We start from the raw sequence: 20,998 nt of genomic DNA, 5'->3' as shown, positions 1-20,998 counted from the left end.
CAATGTGCTCATGTACATTGCCGTGGCCTCCGTGCCGTCGAGTCGCGGTGGCAGCGCGGGAATGGCGCTCCAGCAGCTGGACTCCGAGGGCCGGCACCTCGGAGAGCCCGACGTCGTCGATCACGACGCATTCGCGGCCGCCGTCGCAGAGGCCGAACATCGGCGGCCGCGCTGGGTGTGGAGCAGCACGCGGCTCTGGTACCCCGACCTCCTGTCCGCAGGCGTGTCCGTGGACAGGTGCTGGGACCTGGCGCTGACGGGGAACATCCTCGCGCACTCGCCGTCGTGCCGCCCCTCTCCGTACATCGAATCCCTGAGGGCCACGGCCCGGACGGACGACGGCACGGAGCCTCCCCGCCTCCTGCTGCCGCCCCCGGCGGCGCCGAACCAGCACTCGCTCTTCGACGAACCGCAGGAGCCGGTGGGCCCTCCGGTGGGCGACGTCGTCGGGCAGTTCAGGGAGCAGCTCGCCGCGGTATCGGGTGCCGAGCCCGGCCGCCTCAATCTCCTCGTCGCCGCCGAATCCGCGGGCTCGCTCATCGCCGCCGAGATGGAGCACTGGGGGCTTCCCTGGCGCCGGGACGTCCATGAGGACCTGCTGGAACGAACCCTCGGACCGCGCCCGCCGGAGGGCTCGAGACCGACCGAGCTGGAGCGGCTCGCCCAGGAGCTGCGCACCGCCCTGGGTAATCCCGCGCTGAATCCCGATTCACCGCAGGAGGTTCTGCGAGCCCTGCACCGCGCCGGTATCGAGGTTCGGACGACGCGCTCCTGGGAGCTCGAGCGCCAGGCGCATCCGGCCATCGAGCCGCTCCTCGCCTACAAGAAGCTCTCGCGGCTGCTGACCGCTAACGGCTGGAACTGGCTCGACGCCTGGGTCCGGGACGGGCGGTTCCGGCCCGAGTACGTGGTGGGCGGTGTCGTATCGGGACGCTGGGCGTCGCGCGGCGGAGGTGCGCTGCAGATCCCGAGGCAGGTGCGCGACGCCGTGCGGCCCGACGAGGGCCATGTCTTCCTCGTCGCCGACGCAGCGCAGCTCGAGCCGAGGGTCCTGGCAGCCCTCGGGCAGGATGCGGCGCTCGCAGCCGCGGCCCGCGGACAGGACCTCTACCAGGGGATCGCGGACCAGGGGTTCGGCGGCGACCGCGCCCAAGCGAAGCTCGCCATGCTCGGCGCGATGTACGGCGCGACGAGCGGTGAATCGGGCAGATTGATGCCACAGCTGACGCGCGCCTACCCACGCGCCATCGCCGTCGTGGAATCTGCCGCCCGGGCCGGTGAAGCAGGGGGCGGCGTCTCCAGCTACCTCGGCCGCGGTTGCCCGCCCGCGTCGGAGGAATGGCGAGCGAGGCAGAGGACGACGACGGCGGAGGAGCAGCGCCGGGCGGACGGAGCGGCCCGGGCTCGCGGTCGCTTCACGCGGAACTTCGTGGTCCAGGCCTCGGCGGCGGAATGGGCGCTGTGCTGGCTCGCCGAGATCCGACGGCGACTGGCCGCAAGCAGCATCCCGGAACCGCGAAGCCGCATCGTCTTCTTCCTGCACGATGAAGTGGTGCTGCATGTCCCCGCGCAGCAGGCGGCCGAGGCGGGCACCATCCTCGACCTCGCCGCCCGTGCGGCGACACGCCTGATCTACGGCGACATCCCCATCGAGTTCTCCATCAACACCGTCACGGTCTCCTCCTACGCCGACGCCAAGTAGTCCGGGCTCCGGACCGTTATCCACATCGTCCGAGGATGCTTCGAGCGCGTATCGGCCTCCCCGTACGGTGGCAGCACGAGCGCGGGAAGGCAGAGCACGGGAAGGCGGAGTGCGTGAACGTCCTGAGGATCGATACCGACCGGTACGCGGAAGCAGCAGCGCTGGCCTCGGTCGCCGCCCGTGGACTGGCCGACGCCGCGGATGCGGCGAGTGCGGCACTGGTGCGGACCGCCGGCATGGCCGGGTGGGACGCCATGGGCGCCGGCTGGGCCGCCTCCTACGACCCGGCGGCCCGCGAGGTCCTGGCCGCATGCCACGAGCTCGCGCTCGCGTCGTCCGACACGTCGCAGGCGCTGACCCTCTCGGCGGGAAACTACATCCTCGCGGAGCACGTCGCGTCCAGGGGCGTGTCTGCGCTGATTCGTCCGTCGCTTCCGGCGGCGGTAGGGGAGGTAGCGGCTCCGTGCCCGCCGTCCGCCTGCGATGTCAATCCCGGCTGGCCCCCGCCGTGCTGGGACATCGTCGCCGGGATAGCCGGCGTTGCGTGGCCCTCCGGTGATCCGGAACTCCTCCGTTCGGCCGGGATGTCCTGGGCCGTCCTCGCCGATGACGTCGACGCGACCGTCGACGGTCCCGCCTCCCGGTCGCACACGCTCCTGGATGGCCTGCTGGCCGAGGATCTCGTGCTCCTCCGGACGAGGAGTGCGGTGCTCCAGAGCTGCGGCCGTCGTGTTGCCGAGGCGTCGAGGGACATCGCCACCGGGTGCGCGTCGCTCGCCGCCGCCGTCGACCGGGCGCACCAGGAGTTGATCGACGAGACCCGGTCATTCGCCCTGGAGTGCGCCGCGCTGGCGGCCGTCGGAACCGCGCTGAGCTTTGCCACGCTCGGTGGTTCCGCCGCGATCACCGCCCTGGTCGGCGCGGCCCGCACCGCGCAGATGGTGGCCCGGGTACATCAGGTCCTCGCACGGCTGAGCACGCTCGCGCGCACCGTGCCGGTCGTCGCCGCGCGGCTACCCGGAGCGGCGAGGCTGGTCACGGGGCTGCGGGGCGCAAGGGCACCGGCCCTTCTCCGGTCCGTCCAGTCCGCTCGTCAGGCGCTCGGATCGGCGCCGGGCGCGGGAACCGCACCGGGTCGCCTTTCCCGCCTCGCGCCGGCCGTACGCATCCTCCGGCCCATCGGAGCGGCCGGACTCCGCGGGCTCGATTCAACGGCTGTCTCCATCGCTCTGTCGAGTCCTGCCGCTCTGGCGCGGAATGTCCTGTCCTACCAGGCGCGGCGCGCCGTCCTCGGACCCGGGGCGGTCAGGGGTAGCGGGGTGGATCAGGCCCTGGCGGTGCTGCGGAGTTCCCGCTTCGGCGCCTTGCCCGTCGTACCCGCCGCCGAGGCGGCGCTCAGGACAAAGGGCCGGATCGACACGGTCACCGGACTGGCCGCACTTCCGGGTTCCCTCAGGGACCGGTACTCCCCCGGTCGCATCCGGGTCCCGGCGGCCGGATTCCAGGGTCCCGGCCGGCTCACAGGGGCGCGGGGATCTCCCGGGATCGGTCCCAGGCGCGCGTCCAACCGAGCCCCTCGAACATCGCGTCCAGCAGCATCGCCGTGAAGCCCCAGATCACGGCTTCCGGCACCAGGAAGGCAGGGGTCCTGCTGACGAATCCGTCGCGCCGGACCACGGCCGTCCTGCGGTGCACCGGGTCGAGGAGGGTGCTCACGGGAGCCCGGAAGACAAGCTCCGACTCCGCCGTATCGACGGCATGGGTGGGTGACTGCTCGGCCCACCATCCGAGCACCGGCGTGACCATGAAATTGCTGACGGGAAGTCCCACCTCCGGCAGCAGGCCGAGGATCTCGATGCCGTCCGGATCCACACCTGTCTCCTCCCGGGCTTCGCGCAGGGCCGCCGCACCTTCATCCGCGTCACCCGGGTCGATGGTGCCGCCGGGGAAGGCGACCTGGCCGGGGTGGTTGGACAGCGAGCTGGCGCGCATCACGAAGAGGATGTCCAGGTCACAACCGGGGATGTCGTCGGGACCGGCACGCTCAGGATCCCGCGCGGAGGGTGCGCGCGGACCGACCAGGATGAGGACCGCCGCACGCCGGGCGCGTGCGGGATCGAGCCGTGCGAACTGCCAGCCGCTCGGGCGTACCAGGGTGGCACCGGGGCGGTCCATGGACTTCGCCCACGCCGCCAGTTCGTCGTACACCGTCACGGCAGGACCGGTCCCGCAGACGTGCCCCGGGCGGGGACGGGCCTGGCCGGGGTGGGCCGGAGGCTAGGCACCCAGACCATACCCGGCCTCGCGAAGCTCCGCGCGGGTCCGCCCGGCTCGCATCAGCTCCACCAGTTCCTCGCGGCCGGGTGCCAGCTCGTACTTCAGCAGCTTCGCCGCCTTCATCGGATCCACCTCACCCTCACCGAAGGACGGACACAGCGCGGCGACGGGGCACACCCCGCACGCGGGCTTCTTGGCATGGCAGATCCGACGCCCGTGGAAGATGACCTGGTGCGAGAGCATGGTCCAGTCCTTGCGCTCGAACAGGGCACCGACCTCGCGTTCCACCGTGACGGGATCCTCCGACGCCGTCCAGCGGAACCGTCGGGACAGTCGCCCGAAGTGGGTGTCCACGGTGATGCCCGGAACGCCGAAGGCATTGCCCAGGACGACGTTCGCGGTCTTCCGCCCGACACCGGGAAGGGTCACCAGGTCTTCGAGCCTTCCCGGGACCTCGCCGTCGAACTCGTCGACCAGGCGCCGGGAGAGTGCGAGGAGGCTGTTGGCCTTTGCGCGGTAGAACCCCGTGGGGCGGATGATCTCCTGCAGCTCGAGTTCCTGGGCCTCGGACATCGCACGGGCGTCGGGGTACCGCTCGAACAGCGCAGGGGTGGTGAGATTGACCCGGACGTCGGTGGTCTGCGCGGAGAGCACTGTTGCCACCAGGAGCTCGAAGGCGTTGCCGAAGTCGAGCTCGGCCACCGCGTACGGGTACGTCTCGCCGAGGACCCGGCCGATCTTCCGAGCCCGGCGCTTCAGGGCGACGGGCGATTCTTCCTCGGGCTTCGCTTTCCTGCCTGCCACTCGCGGATCTCCTCTCGGTGGTGCTTCTCGGTGGTGCTTCTCGGACCACTGGGCACCAGTGGCAGGCGTCAGTCGCGGGGAGCGCGCTCGATGTTGCGCAGGTCCCGCAGGATCCCGACGGCGCCCGTGCGCTTGTCCTGCACCAGGAACTCGTTGCCGCGATCCTCGATACCCACTTCCCAGTCGCCTGGCTGGAGGGTGAAGACCTGGCGGCCCGTCTGCTCGTCGAAGACGGGTCGGGACGAGCCGACAGCGAACCAGAAAGCCTCGACAACAGGCTCCTCGTCGTCGGTGGACCGGGTCGCGGTGATGGTCTCCTGGCGCCGTTCCTCCGCGGCGGGAGCGGAGGCAGCGGAGGTTGAGCCAGCGGGGGCGGCGGTGGAGCCGTCGTGGACGACATCCTGGATGCGCGTTTCGCCGACGGTGTCCGTAGCGGGCTGTGCCGGGACGGCGTCGGAGGAATGGTCCGGGGACGGACGGTGCACGCCGTTCTCCTCGTCAGCGCCGATGGCGTGGGCGCCGCTCTCCACATGACGCGGCGCATGCGACTCAGTGGATGCTGAGGTGGATACGGGTGAAGCGGACGTCGAACTGTTTTCGGACCCCTCGCGCTCCATGCCCGACTGGCCCGAGGCCGCGGCCCCGGCACCCACCGCCCCGGCTCCGCCCGCGCCGTACAGCCCTGCTCCGTTCTGCCGGACCGCCGCAGCCGCCGGGTTCACTCCGGCCGAACCCGACTCGCTGCGGGACGCGGTCACGGTCGGGCCGTCCTTCGCTTCAGCGGCGGGCTTCGCCGGCTTCGGCGGTCGGGGGCGGGCCGCGGTGATGGGGCGCGCCACAGTATGTGCCGGCGTCTCGGGCCGGTCCGCGAAGTCGTTCCGGAAGACGGGGAGGAACGGCCCGACGACGGTCGCGGCCACCATGAGCAGGGAGCCGATCAGCGCCAGCAGCGGCCCTGGATGGAACGCTGTGACGGTCTGGAGGAAGAAGAACGTCGCCGCGAGGACCGCGGAGACCGACGCGAACTGATCGGCCGACAGGGAACCCACCCGCAGGTTGGAACTGCCCAGGCGCCGTCCCGCGAGCAGGGCCAGGGCGACCACGGGCAGCAGGATGCCGATCCCGATGAAGAAGAGCTGGACGCTGTTCCAGAAGTTCGCGTACAGCACCCTGCCGTCGGTGAAGGGCAGCAGCGTTCCGATGAAGGCGATCACGACACCGCCGCCGAAGACGAGCTCACGCAGGGTGAAGGGACCGAGCACCGCAGAGCTCGGACCGGCAGAGCTACTGGCCGACGATTGTCCAGCCGTCCGGCCAACGACCGTTCCGGCCTCCTGACCTGCCGCTTGACCTGTGGCCTGTCCCGTCGTCCCTGCCGCGAGGGTTGATGCACCGGAGGCGCTCGCGCCCGTCGTCCCTGGAGCCGATCCGTCCGTACCGGGCGAGGAGCCCTGTCCCGACGTCGACGGTTCAGGGCGAATCGTGCGCTGCCCCTCGGATGCTTCGGTCATCTCTTACTCCCGTTTCTAGCGCTGGTCACCCGCGGCCCACTCTCGACCGGCGGGTGTCGATTACCTTCTTCCACCCTAGCCACCGGCACCCGCCTTCTCCACCAACGACGGGGCCGTGGCACCCAGCCGCTCACCGCACAATCGGCGCAACTCGGCTAGGTCCTGTGACGCCGGGCACACGCCGCGCACAGAACTCGATAGTGTTCCCCTAGAGCACGTGGCGGTGCTGCGAGTCGTCGCGGCGCCCTGCGTCCCATCCGTTCCACACCACGTCACAAAGGGGTAGACCATGAGCGCCGAACGACAAGGCGACGCCTTCGAGAACCTGCTGCACGAGGAACGCCGTTTCCCGCCCAGCGAGGAATTCGCCGCGAACGCCGTCGCGCAGCCGTCACTCTACGACGAGGCGCGGGAACAGGGAACGGAGTTCTGGGCCCGGCAGGCCAGGAACCTCCTCACCTGGGACTCGGATTTCACGCAGACGCTCGACTGGTCGGACGCACCGTTCGCCAAGTGGTTCGTCGGCGGCACCGTCAACGCGGCGTACAACGCGCTCGACCGGCACGTCGAGGCGGGGCTCGGGGACCGCGTGGCCATCCACTTCGAGGGCGAGCCCGGCGACACCCGCACCATCACGTACGCGGAGCTGACCCGCGAGGTCAAGAAGGCGGCGAACGCCTTCGAGGCCCTCGGCGTGCAGAAGGGTGACCGCGTGGCGGTCTACCTGCCCATGATCCCCGAGGCTGTCGTCACGATGCTCGCCTGCGCCCGCATCGGCGCCGTCCACTCCGTGGTCTTCGGCGGCTTCTCGGCAGACGCCCTCCGCAGCCGCATCGACGACGCCGAGGCCAAGATCGTCGTGACCTCGGACGGCACCTACCGCCGCGGCAAGCCGAGCCCGCTCAAGCCCGCCGTCGACGGCGCCCTCGAGAAGGAGGGTCACACCATCACCAGCGTCGTGGTGGTGCGGCGCAACAATGAGCCGGTCCAGTGGACCGAAGGACGCGACCTCTGGTGGCACGACGTCGTCGACACGGCCTCGGACGAGCACACGGCCGTGGCGCACGACGCCGAGCACCCCCTGTTCATCCTCTACACCTCGGGCACCACCGGGAAGCCGAAGGGCATCCTCCACACGACCGGGGGCTTCCTCACGCAGACCGCCTTCACCCACCGGAACACCTTCGACCTGCGCCCCGAAACGGACGTCTTCTGGTGCACGGCGGACATCGGCTGGGTCACCGGGCACAGCTACGTCGCCTATGCACCCCTCGTGAACGGCGCGACACAGCTGATGTACGAGGGGACGCCGGACACGCCGCACCAGGGCCGCTGGTGGGAGCTCATCGAGAAGTACAAGGTCAGCATCCTCTACACGGCACCGACGGCCATCCGCACGTTCATGAAGTGGGGCCGCGACATCCCCAAGAAGTACGACCTGTCCTCCATCCGCGTCCTCGGATCCGTCGGGGAACCGATCAACCCCGAGGCGTGGATGTGGTACCGGGAGGTCATCGGCGGAGGCAAGGCTCCCATCGTGGACACCTGGTGGCAGACGGAGACCGGCGCCCACATGATCGCGCCGATGCCGGGCGTGACCGCGACCAAGCCCGGTTCGGCGCAGGTCGCCGTGCCGGGGATCGCCATCGACGTCGTCGACGAGATGGGCGAGTCCGTGCCCAACGGATCAGGCGGCTACCTGGTCATCCGCGAGCCGTGGCCGGCCATGCTCCGCGGCATCTGGGGTGACCCCGAGCGCTTCAAGGAGACCTACTGGTCCCGCTTCGACGACATGTACTTCGCAGGGGACGGCGCCAAGAAGGACGAGGACGGGGACATCTGGCTCCTCGGCCGGGTCGACGACGTCATGAACATCTCGGGCCACCGCCTGTCGACCACGGAGATCGAGTCCGCACTGGTGAGTCACCCGTCCGTGGCGGAGGCGGCCGTCGTCGGTGCAAGCGACGAGACGACGGGCGAGGCGGTGGTCGCGTTCGTCATCCTGCGCGGTTCGGCCAAGGACGACGACGACATCGTGACCACCCTGCGTAACCACGTGGGCAAGGAGATCGGACCCATCGCCAAGCCGCGGAACATCCTGGTGGTCCCCGAACTGCCGAAGACGCGCAGCGGTAAGATCATGCGGCGCCTGCTCAAGGACGTCGCCGAGGGCCGCGAGGTGGGCGACGCCACCACGCTGTCCGATCCGACGATCATGCAGCAGATCGCCGTCTCACTCCGCAAGTAGCGGCTCGGCCCGGGCATGAGGCCCGGGAGCTGAGCAGGAGGCGTGGGGCCCGAGGCCCGCACGACGAGGAAGGACCCCCGCACCTGCGGGGGTCCTTCCTCGTTGCGGCGGGACGACGCCCGACGGCATCGAGCCGAGCCGGGCGGCGGAACGGTCAGCCGACGGTGGCGTCCACGGTGACCTCGATGTTGCCGCGGGTCGCGTTCGAGTACGGGCAGACCTGGTGCGCCTGCTCGACGAGCCGGTCCGCGGTCTCCTGGTCCACTCCGCCGATCTCGGCGTGCAGGGCGACGGCCAGCTGGAACGCTCTACCGTCGACCGCGTTGATGCTCACCTCGGCGGTGACCGCCGTGTCGCTGATCCTCGCCTTGCCGCGGCTCGCGACGAGCTTCAGCGCGCTGTGGAAGCAGGCCGCATAGCCGGCGGCGAAGAGCTGCTCGGGGTTCGTCGCACCGCCGGTGCCGCCCATCTCCTTCGGGACCGCCAAATCGACGACGAGTTCCCCGTCGTCGGTGCGCGCCTTGCCGTTGCGTCCGTCGCCGCTCGCTGTTGCCACTGCAGTGTAGAGAGCACCCATGCTGTCGATCCTTCCGTTCCGGGGCCGGACTGGCACCCTCACTACAGGTAGACTAACTAGTAACTCTACGTCGTCCAAATCCTGGGGCATCCCGCCCCCGACCCACAATGGAGCATGATGAACGCGCAGCTTCCCGTCCGCGAGCGCATCCTCGCCTCGGCTACCCGACTGTTCGACACCACCAGCATCCGCTCGGTCAGCGCCGACAGGGTCATCTCCGACGCCGGCACCACCAAGGTGACGTTCTACCGGCACTTCCAGTCGAAGGACCACCTTGTGGTCGCGTACCTGGACAGCCAGCTCGAGCAGCTGAAGACCGTCGTGGCGCGGGAACGGATGGACCGGGACGCGTGCGCGGTCCTGCTCCGTCTCGCCACCGTCAATGGCACCGCGGCCTGCCGGCCGGGCTTCCGCGGGTGCACCTTCATCAACGCCGCGGCGGAGTACCCGGCGGAGGGCAACCCGGTCCGGGACGCCGTCGATCGCTACCGGACCTGGCTGCACGGCGTGGTCGCCGAACTCCTGGACGAGCTGGGAGCGGACCAGCCCGACGTCGTCGCGGACCAGCTCATCATGCTGCGGGACGGAGCGATGGTGCACGGCTTCATGGGCGATGCGTCCGCCGTGACCCGGTCCCTCGTGACCGCCGGGCGCGCCATCGTCGCCGCCCACGTCCGCACGCCGCTTCCCGCCTGACGCACCGCGGTCCTGCCTGAGGGATGCGGAAGCATCTTCGCGGGAGGCCGCGGCCGGTGGGAACGGCGCCCTGCCGCCGGTGTGACGTTCGTCCTGAAAGGTGGCCCGGGCCCGGGGGCAAGAGGACAATTTCAGCGTGTCCACAACCCTGCAGCAGCCCCCCGTATCGAATCCGCGCATGGCCCGCCGCGTCGCCGGAGCCTCCTTCGTCGGAACCGCCCTCGAGTCCTACGACTTCTACGTGTTCGGCACGGCCGCCGCACTCGTCTTCAACACCGTCTTCTTCACCGAGCAGGATCCGCTCGCCGGAACGCTGTCGGCCTTCCTGGTCTTCGCGATGGGGTTCGTCGCCCGCCCCCTCGGCGCCATCCTGTTCGGGCACCTCGGTGACCGGATCGGCCGCAAGCGCACCCTGATCTGGACCATCACCCTGATGGGACTGGCCACCGGCGCCGTCGGACTGCTGCCGGACTACACCACCATCGGCGTCTGGGCCCCGATCATCCTCACCGTGCTCCGGCTGCTGCAGGGCCTCTCGCTCGGCGGCGAGTGGGGCGGTTCCATCCTCATCGCCACCGAGCATGCCGAACCGCGCAAGCGCGCGCTGTACGCCTCCATCCCACAGCTCGGCTCCCCCGTCGGCACCATGCTGATCTCCGCCATCTTCCTCGTCCTCGCCGTCGTCGCCCCCGATGTCATGACCTCGTGGGGCTGGCGTATCCCGTTCCTGCTCGCCTTCCCGTTCCTCGCCGTCGCGATCTACCTGCGGCTCGCCATCGACGAGACGCCCGTTTTCCAGGAAACGGACCGGCGACACGCGCTCCCCCGCGTCCCCTTCCTCGAGGTCCTGAAGTCCCAGCCCGTCGCCATCGTGGTCGCCATCGCCTCCGCGGTGCTGGGAATCGGTTCCTACTTCCTGATGGTCACGTACACGCAGGCCTACGGCACGCAGACCCTCGGCCTGTCGCAGGAGACCGTCCTGAACGCCGCCCTCGTGGGATCCGTCCTCCAGCTCGCCACCATCCCCGCCTTCGGTTACCTGGCCATGCGCATCGGCTCCGCGAAGGTCGTCGCCGGCGGCGCGCTGGGCACGGCCCTGATCGCCTTCCCCCTCTACTGGATCATCAGCATCGCGACCGAGCCGATGTACATCGCCGCGATCATCCTCGGCGGTATCCTCCCGACCGCCAGCTGGGCCGCCCTCGGCGGGCTGATGGCGGACATCTTCCGGCCGGCGACGGCATTCACCGCCCTGTCCTTCGCCTACAGCATCGCCGCCATCGTGGCGGGCTTCGTGCCGTCGATCACGCAGCGGCTGGGGATCGCGACGGGCGGCGCCTGGTGGCACCCCGGCGTCGTCCTGGCGGTCCTGAGCCTCGTGACCGTAGCCGGAGCGCTGGGTGCGGCGGTCCTGCGCGCGCGAACGGCGGATCCCGTGCCCGCCGCCCGCAGTGCGGCATAGTTAGGGCATGAACCCGGCACGCACACCCAGCATCCTCGTGATCAACGGACCGAACCTGAACCTGCTCGGCAGCCGGGAACCGGCCGTGTACGGGACGGCGACGCTCGACGACGTCGTCCGCCTCGCCTCGGACACCGCACGGGAACGCGGGTGCACCACCACCGCGATGCAGTCCAACCACGAGGGCGAGATCATCGACGCCATCCATGCCGCGCGCTCGACGTCGGACGGGATCGTCATCAATGCCGGGGCCTTCACGCACACCTCGATTGCCATCCGCGACGCCCTCGCCGGCGTCGAGCTCCCGGTGGTGGAGGTCCACATCAGCAATGTGCACCGGCGCGAGGAGTTCCGGCACCACTCGTTCCTCTCCGCCGTGGCCGACGCGGTGATCGTCGGCGCAGGGATCGACGGCTACCGCCTTGCAGTGGACCACCTCGCCGCACGCCTCACCGCCGGGGGCGCCGCACCGTTGCCAGAAAGTTAGCCCAGCGCCCGCCGATTGGGCGGTGACCGCCCTGCGCATAGGGCACGATGGTGCTATGACGGACATCACCCCGGCCGGCAGCATGACCGACCTGACCGACGACCCTGACGCACCCCTGCTGGAGGTGCGCAACCTGGCGGTCAGCTTCCGTACGACCGGCGGTGAGGTGAAGGCGGTCGAGGATGCCAGCTTCACCCTTCGACGCGGCAGCGCCCTCGCGATCGTCGGCGAATCCGGATCCGGCAAGTCGACGACGGCGATGGCGTGCATCGGCCTCCTGCCGGGGAACGGCAAGGTGACCTCCGGCAGCATCCTCTTCGAAGGCCAGGACCTCGTGAACCTGCCGGAAGCGAGGATGCGCTCGATCCGCGGCAGGGCGATCGGCCTCGTGCCGCAGGACCCGATGTCCAACCTCAACCCGGTGACGAAGATCGGCACGCAGGTCGCCGAGACGCTCCTCGTCCACGGCATGGCCACCAAGAAGAACGTCAAGCAGCGCGTCATCGAGGTGCTGACGGCCGCCGGCCTGCCCGACGCCGGCGAGCGCGCCAAGCAGTACCCGCACGAGTTCTCGGGCGGGATGCGCCAGCGGGCCCTCATCGCGATCGGCCTCGCCTGCCAGCCCCGGCTCCTCATCGCCGACGAGCCGACGTCGGCCCTGGACGTCACGGTGCAGCGCACCATCCTCGACCAAATCGAGACGATGACGGACCAGCTCGGCACGTCGGTGCTCCTCATCACCCATGACCTTGGGCTCGCCGCCGAGCGCGCCTCGCAGCTCGTGGTCATGCACCGCGGACGCGTCGTGGAGACCGGCCCCGCCGACCGGCTGCTCAACGATCCGCAGCACCCCTATACACAGTCGCTCGTCCGCGCTGCTCCGAGCGTCGCTGCCGTCCGCCTGCGCCCCGGCGCCTTCACGGCGGACGCCGCCACCCGGCGGAAACTCGCCGAGGAAGTGTTCGCGGAGCACGAGGCCGGGCACGGGACCGCGGGCTCCCCGGACTCCGGGGACGCGGCGGCTCCCGCAGGGCCGCTTCCCTCCCCGGCCGGTGCCCATGCCGCGACGTCGTCCACCGACCGGCCCGCCGCCCCCGCGGAGCAAGCCGCCCCCGCGAACATCGTGGAGATCCGGGACCTCACGAAGGTCTACAAGCGCCGCGGCAGCAAGGAGGACTTCTACGCCGCGAAGAACGTCACGCTCGATGTCCCGCGGGGGCAGACCGTGGCGATCGTCGGCGAATCGGGGTCGGGCAAGACCACCACGGCACGCATGCTGCTCAAGCTCATCGAGCCCACGTCGGGCACCATGACCTTCGACGGCATGGACGTCGCCACCCTCGATAAGGCGCAGCTCAACGACTTCCGCCAGCGCGTGCAGCCCATCTTCCAGGACCCCTACTCCTCGCTGAACCCCATGTTCACGATCGAGCGCATCGTCGAGGAACCCCTCAACGCCTACAAGCGCGGATCGAAGAAGGAACGCTCGGCACGGGTCCGCGAGCTGATGGATCAGGTCTCCCTCCCCCAGAACGCCCTCCGGCGCTACCCTGCGGAGCTCTCCGGCGGGCAGCGGCAGCGTGTCGCGATCGCACGGGCGCTCGCCCTGCAGCCCGAACTGATCGTCTGCGACGAGCCGGTCTCCGCCCTCGACGTCCTGGTCCAGGCCCAGATCCTCAAACTCCTCGGCGACCTGCAGTCCGAGCTGGGCCTGAGCTACCTGTTCATCTCGCACGACCTCGCGGTGGTGCGCCTCATCTCGGACTACGTCTGCGTGATGAAGGACGGTGAGCTGGTGGAGGCCGCCAGCTCCGAGGAGGTCTTCCAGAACCCCCGCCACCCGTACACCCGTAAGCTGCTGGCCTCCATTCCCGGCAACGAGCTCAACATCGACGAGGACCTCGCGTCCTAGCCCCCGTCACCAGCCGATGCGGTCGAAGGTTTCCCGGAGCTTGCGGCCGCGCGGCGGGTTGAGGGACTCCACCCAGGAGATGCGCCCTGTACCAGCCCTGGGAAGGCGCATAGATTGGCCGCACACGATGATGCGGAGGAACCATGGGTGAGCAGGTCATGACGGGCGGGACGACGGCGGTTTCGGGGTGGCCGGCGCTTCGCGTCGGGGACTGGGAGGACACGCAGGCGACGCTGCACATGTGGCTGCAGGTGGTGGGCAAGGTCCGGATGGCGCACGCGCCCCTGGTCAACCACTGGTGGCAGGTGCCGCTCTACGTGACGCCGCGCGGGCTGGGCACCTCACCGATCCCCTACCGGGACGGCATGTTCGACATCGAGGTCGACGTCGTGGCGCACCGGCTGGTGATGCGCAGCAGTTCCGGCGAGGACCGCAGCGTGCCCCTCGAACCGCAGTCGGTGGCGGAGTTCCACGCGCGGACCATGACGGCGCTGTCCGAGCTCGGCATCGAGGCACCCATCCGGCCCGTCCCGACCGAGGTGGATCCGGCCGTGCCCTTCGCGGAGGACCACCACCACGCATCCTACGACGCAGCGGCGGTCACGGCGTTCTGGCGGCAGCTCATCCAGGCGGAGCGGGTCCTCACGCGCTTCCGTGCGGAGTTCCTCGGCAAGGTGAGCCCCGTGCACTTCTTTTGGGGCGCCATGGACCTCGCGTGCACGCGTTTCACCGGCCGCCCCGCCCCGACCCACCCCGGTGGCGCCCCGAACTGCGCCGACTGGGTCATGGAGGAGGGGTACTCGCACGAGCTCTCCAGCTGCGGATTCTGGCCTGGCGGTGGAGAAGAAGGCGCTTTCTACTCCTACGCCTACCCGGAGCCGGAGGGGTACAGCGGCGCCGTCATCGACGTCGACGGCGCCTACTACAGCACGGAGTTCCGCCAGTTCCTGCTGCCCTACGAGGCCGTGCGCAGCGCGGCGGATCCGGACGCCGCGCTCCTCCGATTCCTGCGGGGCACCTACCGGGCCGCGGCGACCGCGGGCGGCTGGGATCCCGCCCTCCTCATCGACCCGCACCGGCTGGACAGGCATGCCCGATGACGGGAGCGACGGACCCGTCGGTCGCACTCCGACGGAAGCGGCCACCGACCTGGAGGTCGATGGCCGCCGGCGGCTGATGCGATGGTGCTACTTCCTGCGGGTCTTCGGGTCGAGGGCCTCGCGCAGGGACTCACCCAGCAGGGTGAATCCCAGGGCCGTGATCGCGATGCACGCACCCGGTAGGAAGGCGAGCTGCGGGGCGACGGCGAGTTCCACCTGTGCATAGGTGAGCATGCGGCCCCACTCCGCGGCCTGAGGCAGTCCACCGCCGAGGCCGAGGAAGGACAGCGCGGCCGCATCGATGACGGCGGTCGCGAGAGTGAGGGTCGCCTGCACGATCAGGGGCCCCATGCTGTTGGGCAGCAGGTGGCTCATGGTGATCGTCCTGCGGCTGAGCCCGAGGGTCTGCGCAGCCAGGATGTAGTCCGCTCCGCGCTGCGACAGCATCGAGGAGCGCAGGAGCCGCGCGAAGATGGGGATCTGCGACACGCCGATGGCGATCATGATCGCGTAGGAACTCTGCCCGAGCACCGCCGCGATGCTGACGGCCAGGAGGAGGTTCGGCACGGACAGCAGGATGTCCACGAAACGCATGATCACGTTGTCGACCCAGCCGCCGAGGCCTCCGGCGAGGACACCGAGGAGCATGCCGCCGGCGAGTCCCAGCCCCGTCGAGACCACGCCGATCAGCAGCGATGCCTGCGCGCCCCAGATGAGCTTGCTCAGAACGTCGCCGCCGAAGCGGTCGAGGCCCAGCGGGAAGCCGTCGATCTCTCCGGGCCCCGGGATGGTGGTCGGCGTGATCGAGGTACGGCCGGGGAGATCGTTGCCTCCGTAGGGTGCCAGGATCGGGGCGAGGATCGCGACGAGCAGGAAGAGCCCGATGATGACGGCACCCGCGATCGCCTGCGGGTTCCTGCGCAGCCGAAGGAACGCATCCTTCCACAGGCCAGTGCCGCGCCCGGTGTCGATGGCGGGATCAGTCGGCGCCGCGGAACCGTCCGCAGCTGGGGGGAGGATCGTACTCATTGCACACGCACCCTCGGGTCGATGACGGAGTAGGAGAGGTCGACGATCAGGTTGATCAGGGCATACAGGATCGCGATGAAGATGATGAAGCCCTGGAGGACGGGGTAGTCCAGCCCGAAGATCGCGTCGCGCAGGAACCTACCGATCCCGTTGAACGCGAAGACCGTCTCGGTCAGCACCGCGCCCGAGATCAGCAGGCCCAGCTGGAGGCCGATGGTGGTGACGACCGGGAGCATCGCGTTCCGCAGGATGAAACTGCCCCTGATCGTGCGCTCCATCAGGCCCTTCGCACGGGCGGTACGGACGTAATCGGCGTTCTGCACCTCGAGGACCGATGCGCGGGTGATGCGGACGATGATCGCGAGCGGAATGGTGCCGAGGGCCAGTCCCGGGAGGATCAGGTGCAGGACGGCGTCCCAGGCGGCATCCCACTCCCCTGTGAGGATGCCGTCGAGGACGTAGAAGTCGGTGAAATGGGTCGCGTCGATACGCGGATTCTGCCGGCCGTCGGGGGGCAGGATGGACCACTGGATGGCGAAGAGGTATTTCAGGATGAACGCCAGGAAGAACACCGGAACGGTGATGCCGATCAGGCTGAGGACGACGGAGCTGTGGTCGACGAAACGCCCGTAGTGGCGGGCCGCTGCATAGCCCAGCGGCACACCGACGCCGATGGCGAAGATCAGGGCCACGATCGTGAGTTCGACCGTCGCGGGGAACCGGGTGGCGAACTCCTCGAGCACGGGACGGCCCGTGTTGATGGAGACCCCGAAGTCTCCCCGCAGAAGTTTGCCCATGTAGGTGAAGTACTGGACCAGGAGCGGGCGGTCGAACCCGTAGAGCTCGTTGACCCGGGCAATGGCCTCAGGGGTTGCCTTCTCGCCGAGCAGCGCTGTCGCGGGACCGCCCGGAAGGCTGCGCACCCACAGGAACAGCAGGACCGACAGCCCGAACAGAGTAGGGATGAGCAGGGCAATTCGCTTGCCTATGACGCGTAACACGATGTCCTCTCGGGGATGAACCAGGATGTGCTCGCCACCACAGTGGAGCCGGACCTTGAATGCGGGTCCGGCTCCACTGGAGATGCTGGTGCTACTTGCTGAGCTCGATGTTGTTGAAGACCTCGTCATTGACGGGGCTGGCCGGGTAGGACGTGACGCGCTCGTTGAACGCCAGCGAAGGAGCCGGGTGCGCCAGCGGGATGGCCGGGATGAACTCGGAGATCTGCTTGTTGATCTCCTCGTACGCCTTGGTCTGCTCGTCGCGGTCGCTCATGCCGCGCGCCTCGCTCAGTGCGGCGAACAGCTCGGGGTTGTTGAAGCCGAATTCCGGCTTCTCCTGACCGAAGAACACGCCCACGAAGTTGTCGGTGTCGTTGTAGTCACCGGTCCAGCCGAGCAGGTGCAGGCCGTGGTCCTCGGTTCCCTGGACCTGGTCGAGGTAGTCGGGGGACCAGGCAGCGGGTGCCGGGGTGACCGTGATTCCGACGTCGGCGAGCTGCGCCTGGAGGTTGGTGAAAACCTGTTCCGGAGTGGGCATGTAGGGACGGGAGACGTTCGTCGGGTAGTTGAACTGGATCTCGAACCCGTCGGGGTAACCGGCTTCGGCGAGGAGCTCCTTGGCCTTCTCCGGATCGAAGTCGTACGTTTCGACATCTTCGCTGTAACCGTCGACGACGTCGGGGATGAACTGGGTTGCGACCTTGGTGCCTTCGGGAAGGGTCTGGTCAACGAGGGCTTGCTTGTCGATGGCGTAGGCAATCGCTTCGCGTACCTTGGGGTTGGCGAGCTGCTCGACCTTGTGGTTGAAACCCAGGTACAGGATGGTGAACGGATCGCGGGCGACGACGTTGTAGCCGGCGTCCTTCAGCGACTGGATGTCGGCCGGTGCGACGAGGTCGTACCCGTCGATCGTTCCGGCTTCCAGGGCCTGGCGACGGGCCTGCGGGTCGTCGATGATCCGGAAGATCGTGTTGGTGATCTGTCCCTTCTCTCCCCAGTAGTCCTCGAAGATCGACAGCTCGACCTGCTGTCCGACGTCCCACGAGTCGAACTTGAACGGTCCGGTACCGACGGGGTGACCCGTCGCGTATTCGCTCTGCTTCGGGGATTCCGCCGAGCCGCCGATCTCGTCGGCCTTGTACTGCTCGAGGGCCGTGGGGCTCTGCATGGAGAAAGCCGGGAGGGAGAGTGAGGGGACGAATCCGGCGAAGGGCCTGGCGAGGTTGACGGTGACTTCGTTGTCTCCGTTGGCCTCGCAGGACTCGTAGACGGCATTCTCCGGCTTGTCGGCGAAGCCGTGGAACAGGTCGTTGTAGTAGGTGGAGACGGTCGGCGCCTGCTGGAGGCCCGTCCAGTTGTACCACCGGTCGAAGTTGAAGCAGACGGCGTCGGCGTTGAAGTCGGTGCCGTCGTGGAACTTGACGCCTTCCTTCAGCTTGAAGGTCGTCGAGAGTCCGTCCTCGGCGGTCTCCCACGACTCCGCGAGCAGGGGCTCGGGATCGGGAGTGCCTTCCTTGACGCCTACGAGTCCCTCGAAGATCTGGCGGCTGACGCGGAAGGACTCGCCGTCGCTGGCGAACGCGGGGTCGAGGGACTTGGGATCCGCGGACGCGGCGAACACGAAGGTGGAGTCGACGGCGGCCTCTCCCTCGGTGCCGGTGTTCTCCTCGCGCTGGCTCTGTACGCAGCCGGTGAGGAGGAGGGCGGTGATGGAGAGACCGGCGGTGAGCGCAGCGCGTTTTCTCGCGAATCCTGCGCCTCGCACGGAAGTGCCTTTGTTAGACATGTGTTGCTCCCTGGTGAACGAGTGATTCCTACCGGATCTACCGGCAGCCATGGGACCACAGCGGCGAGCGCGCTGATCCGTGTGACGAGCCTAACTTCCGCGAGCGCCGCCAGCGGTATTTTCCGGGCCGAAGTGGTTACGATTTGGCATCGTGAGTGGTACGTGCGGCCGGCGACACGGCGACGTAATCTCGCCGAAACAGGAGAACCGGTCAGTGCAGCCGCAGGCGCACCGAGTGTCGCATCATGCGGGCAATCAGGTGGGCAGACGTGTCACGCGGGCTGATGTAGCAGCGCGGCAGGGTGAACCGATCGGCCGGCTCGTAGTCCCCGATCACGCAGCCGTGATCGTAGCCTGCCGCGCGCACGGCCGCGGCGGCGTCGTCGTCGAATTCACCGTAGGGGTAGCAGAAGCTTGCGATCTCCTCCTGCAGGACGTCCTGGAGGACCTCACGACTGCCCCCGATCTCCGCCATCAGGAAGTCCGCACCGGTACCCGCGAGGTGGGGATGGGTCATGGTGTGGCTGCCCACCTCCTGCCCGGCGGCCGCAACGGCGCGCAACTGGTCGCGGTCCATCAGGCCGAGGCGGGGGCCGTCGTCCCACTCGTTGCTGCCGCCGAGACGGCCGGCCACCGCATACAGCGTGCTCGTCATCCCGTATCGTCGCAGGGCCGGGAGGGCGTGCTCCAGGTAGTCGGTGTAACCATCATCGAAGGTGAGCCCGACGAGGCCTCGGGCCTCCCCCCGCTCCTGGGCGCGCAGTAACTCCGACAGGGACACCCCGCGATAGCCGAACCGCCGCAGCAGCCTCAGGTGCCGGTCCAGCCGGTCCGGGTGGACCCGCAACCGGTGCGGATCCGGCAGACTCGAGGGGCTGATGGAGTGGTACATGAACACCGGCGGCGTGGCCACGCGGACCCGCGCGGCGGGGGCGGCTGATCTGGAGATGATGTCCCCTTCATCGAAGAGCGAGATATGCGCTGAAGCGTACCAGCGTGACTATTCAGCCCCGCGTGCACTGTCCGGCCGAGACGGAGTCGCCCAGCCCTACGGCACCCTCCGCAATCGGCCGCAACTCCTCGAGCGAGAGTGCGTAGCCGACGGGGGCATCCGCCGTGGACTTGGCGAAGACGACGCCGGCCACGCGGCCCTGCAGGTCGAGCAGCGGTCCGCCCGAGTTCCCCTGCTGCACGTTCGCGGCCAGGCTGTAGATCTGGAGGGGCTTGGGGTCCGCACCGTAGATGTTGTTCACGAGCACGGGTGAAAGGCCCTGGACGCTGGCGGGCTGGATCCGGTACGGCCCGCCGGCCGGATACCCCGCGAAGGCGGCCGTCGTGCCATTGGCCAGTTCGTCCCCGAGCGGCAGCGGAGCCGCCTCGAGGTCGTCGACGGCGATCACGGCGATGTCACGCGCCGTGTCGAGCTGCACCACCCGGCCCGGCAGGGCGCCTCCGCCGGGCACCTCGACGACGGGCTCGTTCACCCCGGCGACCACGTGGGCGTTCGTGATGACCCGGCCAGGAGCGACGACGAACCCCGATCCCGTCTGGTTCTGGCCGCACTGGTAGGCGGTGCCGGTGATGCGGACCACGGAGGCGGCCGCAGCGGCGAGCTCGGGGGTGTCCACCGATGCGTCCGGTACCTCTGCAGGCACGGGTGCGACGCCCTCGAGGAGCGTGGGGATGCCGTCGTCGACGGCGATCGTCCGCAGCTGCGCCATCCACGAGCGCACCGGTCCCGGTGTCGCGGTATCGATTCCGCGGATCACCTGCGAGGAAGCGAGTTGCTGGGACACCAACGGGACGCCGAGGGTCCCCACGCTGAAGGCGAGCATCGAGAGGACGAGCGCGGCGACCACGACGTTCACCACGCCACCGAGGAGGCGGTCGACGAGGCGCAGCGGTGGGAAGTCGGACCAGCGGCGGATGGAGGCACCCAGCGCGGAGCCGACCGCCTGGCCCACGAGGACGAGGACGATCACCGTCGCGATGACGGCGATGAGCCGCCAGGGATTGTCCGGAACCCACCCGCTGACGAGGGGTATCGCGAAGAACGCCGCGACCGCACCCGCGACGAAACCCGCGATGCCCCCGAGCGTGACGAGGAACCCCTTCCGGATCCCGCTCACGAGGTACCCGAGGAGGATCACCGCCAGGACGACGTCGAGGAGGGTGAACCCCGCGAGATTCAATTCCGGCACGTCTATTCTCCCCTGGCTATGGACGACGGAAGGTGGCCCACCTCCCGGCACTGCGAGCGATTCTAGCCGCGAAGCATGGGAGCACGGTGGGAAGGAAGGGTGCGGCAGCGGGAATGGAGCGCGAATACGGGCCTCCGGAGCGCGTATCTGTCGTCACATCCGCTCCAGTACGGCAAGATGGAGAGGAGAATACAGCGCGGACCGC

The 20,998-nt window shown here is 69.1% G+C and carries 17 protein-coding genes; 8 read left to right on the top strand and 9 right to left on the bottom strand.

What is annotated here, in order from left to right:
- Positions 1 to 10: 10 nt before the first annotated feature.
- Together P5G52_RS06435 and P5G52_RS06430 are read left to right on the top strand one after the other, a co-directional pair.
- The gene (locus tag P5G52_RS06435; protein ID WP_301225728.1) at positions 11 to 1,702 is read left to right on the top strand and encodes a bifunctional 3'-5' exonuclease/DNA polymerase; all 1,692 of its coding nucleotides are present in this window, start codon (positions 11 to 13) and stop codon (positions 1,700 to 1,702) included.
- Between the two features lie 113 nt (positions 1,703 to 1,815).
- Positions 1,816 to 3,309 (top strand): hypothetical protein, encoded by a 1,494-nt coding sequence (locus tag P5G52_RS06430; protein ID WP_301225726.1) that lies wholly within the window; start codon positions 1,816 to 1,818, stop codon positions 3,307 to 3,309.
- Here the strand turns inward: P5G52_RS06430 and P5G52_RS06425 are convergent.
- The 3 genes from P5G52_RS06425 to P5G52_RS06415 all read right to left on the bottom strand — a co-directional run bounded on the left by P5G52_RS06425 (position 3,221) and on the right by P5G52_RS06415 (position 6,294).
- On the bottom strand, positions 3,221 to 3,916 hold the full coding sequence (locus P5G52_RS06425; protein WP_301225724.1) for an NUDIX hydrolase: 696 nt from the start codon (positions 3,914 to 3,916) through the stop codon (positions 3,221 to 3,223). The two genes, P5G52_RS06430 and P5G52_RS06425, sit on opposite strands and share 89 nt — an antisense overlap.
- Before the next feature lie 63 nt (positions 3,917 to 3,979).
- Positions 3,980 to 4,783, bottom strand: coding sequence for an endonuclease III (gene nth, locus P5G52_RS06420; protein WP_301225722.1), 804 nt, complete (start codon positions 4,781 to 4,783; stop codon positions 3,980 to 3,982).
- A gap of 68 nt (positions 4,784 to 4,851) precedes the next feature.
- A complete protein-coding gene (locus P5G52_RS06415) occupies positions 4,852 to 6,294 on the bottom strand; it encodes a hypothetical protein (protein WP_301225720.1) in 1,443 nt (480 codons plus the stop codon).
- A 289-nt stretch (positions 6,295 to 6,583) separates the two neighbouring features.
- Here P5G52_RS06415 and acs point away from each other — a divergent pair, with 289 nt between their 5' ends.
- Positions 6,584 to 8,542 (top strand): acetate--CoA ligase, encoded by a 1,959-nt coding sequence (gene acs, locus P5G52_RS06410; protein ID WP_301225718.1) that lies wholly within the window; start codon positions 6,584 to 6,586, stop codon positions 8,540 to 8,542.
- A 154-nt stretch (positions 8,543 to 8,696) separates the two neighbouring features.
- On the opposite strand, the gene P5G52_RS06405 is transcribed toward acs, so the two are convergent.
- Positions 8,697 to 9,119: an organic hydroperoxide resistance protein gene (locus P5G52_RS06405; RefSeq protein ID WP_301225716.1), complete on the bottom strand. Its 423-nt coding sequence runs from the start codon at positions 9,117 to 9,119 to the stop codon at positions 8,697 to 8,699.
- 114 nt (positions 9,120 to 9,233) lie between these two features.
- On the opposite strand from P5G52_RS06405, the gene P5G52_RS06400 reads away from it, so the two are divergent.
- The 5 genes from P5G52_RS06400 (at position 9,234) to P5G52_RS06380 (ending at position 14,776) form a co-directional block, all read left to right on the top strand.
- A complete protein-coding gene (locus P5G52_RS06400; protein WP_301225714.1) occupies positions 9,234 to 9,815 on the top strand; it encodes a TetR/AcrR family transcriptional regulator in 582 nt (193 codons plus the stop codon).
- Positions 9,816 to 9,951: 136 nt separating this feature from the next.
- Positions 9,952 to 11,277 (top strand): MFS transporter, encoded by a 1,326-nt coding sequence (locus P5G52_RS06395; RefSeq protein WP_301225713.1) that lies wholly within the window; start codon positions 9,952 to 9,954, stop codon positions 11,275 to 11,277.
- Positions 11,278 to 11,284: 7 nt separating this feature from the next.
- The gene (gene aroQ, locus P5G52_RS06390; protein ID WP_301225711.1) at positions 11,285 to 11,764 is read left to right on the top strand and encodes a type II 3-dehydroquinate dehydratase; all 480 of its coding nucleotides are present in this window, start codon (positions 11,285 to 11,287) and stop codon (positions 11,762 to 11,764) included.
- 55 nt (positions 11,765 to 11,819) lie between these two features.
- Complete coding sequence (locus P5G52_RS06385; protein ID WP_301225709.1) at positions 11,820 to 13,676, top strand: dipeptide ABC transporter ATP-binding protein; 1,857 nt, start codon at positions 11,820 to 11,822, stop codon at positions 13,674 to 13,676.
- A gap of 143 nt (positions 13,677 to 13,819) precedes the next feature.
- The gene (locus P5G52_RS06380) at positions 13,820 to 14,776 is read left to right on the top strand and encodes a DUF5996 family protein (protein ID WP_301225707.1); all 957 of its coding nucleotides are present in this window, start codon (positions 13,820 to 13,822) and stop codon (positions 14,774 to 14,776) included.
- 87 nt (positions 14,777 to 14,863) lie between these two features.
- Here the strand turns inward: P5G52_RS06380 and P5G52_RS06375 are convergent, their stop codons facing one another.
- The 5 genes from P5G52_RS06375 to P5G52_RS06355 all read right to left on the bottom strand — a co-directional run bounded on the left by P5G52_RS06375 (position 14,864) and on the right by P5G52_RS06355 (position 20,793).
- On the bottom strand, positions 14,864 to 15,805 hold the full coding sequence (locus P5G52_RS06375) for an ABC transporter permease (protein WP_301225705.1): 942 nt from the start codon (positions 15,803 to 15,805) through the stop codon (positions 14,864 to 14,866).
- The gene (locus P5G52_RS06370) at positions 15,802 to 16,806 is read right to left on the bottom strand and encodes an ABC transporter permease (RefSeq protein WP_301225703.1); all 1,005 of its coding nucleotides are present in this window, start codon (positions 16,804 to 16,806) and stop codon (positions 15,802 to 15,804) included. The genes P5G52_RS06375 and P5G52_RS06370 overlap by 4 nt, the downstream gene beginning before the upstream one ends.
- A gap of 91 nt (positions 16,807 to 16,897) precedes the next feature.
- Positions 16,898 to 18,592, bottom strand: a complete 1,695-nt coding sequence (locus P5G52_RS06365; protein WP_301225701.1) for an ABC transporter substrate-binding protein — start codon at positions 18,590 to 18,592, stop codon at positions 16,898 to 16,900.
- Between the two features lie 211 nt (positions 18,593 to 18,803).
- Positions 18,804 to 19,505 carry a polysaccharide deacetylase family protein gene (locus P5G52_RS06360; RefSeq protein ID WP_301225699.1) on the bottom strand — a complete coding sequence of 234 codons (702 nt, stop codon included), beginning with the start codon at positions 19,503 to 19,505 and terminating at the stop codon, positions 18,804 to 18,806.
- Between the two features lie 91 nt (positions 19,506 to 19,596).
- Positions 19,597 to 20,793: a MarP family serine protease gene (locus P5G52_RS06355; protein WP_301225697.1), complete on the bottom strand. Its 1,197-nt coding sequence runs from the start codon at positions 20,791 to 20,793 to the stop codon at positions 19,597 to 19,599.
- Between the last annotated feature and the right edge of the window lie 205 nt (positions 20,794 to 20,998).

Origin of the sequence: Arthrobacter burdickii, from assembly GCF_030433645.1 — a bacterium.
In the GTDB taxonomy this organism is placed as follows: Bacteria; Actinomycetota; Actinomycetes; order Actinomycetales; family Micrococcaceae; genus Arthrobacter_D; species Arthrobacter_D burdickii.
This window is presented reverse-complemented; position numbering and strand designations above follow the sequence as displayed.

What these genes read in the sequence shown, in the direction of transcription:
- P5G52_RS06435 (WP_301225728.1), top strand. Translation starts at nt 11, where the DNA reads ATGTACATTGCCGTGGCCTCCGTGCCGTCGAGTCGCGGTGGCAGCGCG.
- P5G52_RS06415 (WP_301225720.1), bottom strand. Translation starts at nt 6,294, where the DNA reads ATGACCGAAGCATCCGAGGGGCAGCGCACGATTCGCCCTGAACCGTCG.
- acs (WP_301225718.1), top strand. Translation starts at nt 6,584, where the DNA reads ATGAGCGCCGAACGACAAGGCGACGCCTTCGAGAACCTGCTGCACGAG.
- P5G52_RS06405 (WP_301225716.1), bottom strand. Translation starts at nt 9,119, where the DNA reads ATGGGTGCTCTCTACACTGCAGTGGCAACAGCGAGCGGCGACGGACGC.
- P5G52_RS06400 (WP_301225714.1), top strand. Translation starts at nt 9,234, where the DNA reads ATGATGAACGCGCAGCTTCCCGTCCGCGAGCGCATCCTCGCCTCGGCT.
- aroQ (WP_301225711.1), top strand. Translation starts at nt 11,285, where the DNA reads ATGAACCCGGCACGCACACCCAGCATCCTCGTGATCAACGGACCGAAC.
- P5G52_RS06385 (WP_301225709.1), top strand. Translation starts at nt 11,820, where the DNA reads ATGACGGACATCACCCCGGCCGGCAGCATGACCGACCTGACCGACGAC.
- P5G52_RS06380 (WP_301225707.1), top strand. Translation starts at nt 13,820, where the DNA reads ATGGGTGAGCAGGTCATGACGGGCGGGACGACGGCGGTTTCGGGGTGG.
- P5G52_RS06375 (WP_301225705.1), bottom strand. Translation starts at nt 15,805, where the DNA reads ATGAGTACGATCCTCCCCCCAGCTGCGGACGGTTCCGCGGCGCCGACT.
- P5G52_RS06365 (WP_301225701.1), bottom strand. Translation starts at nt 18,592, where the DNA reads ATGTCTAACAAAGGCACTTCCGTGCGAGGCGCAGGATTCGCGAGAAAA.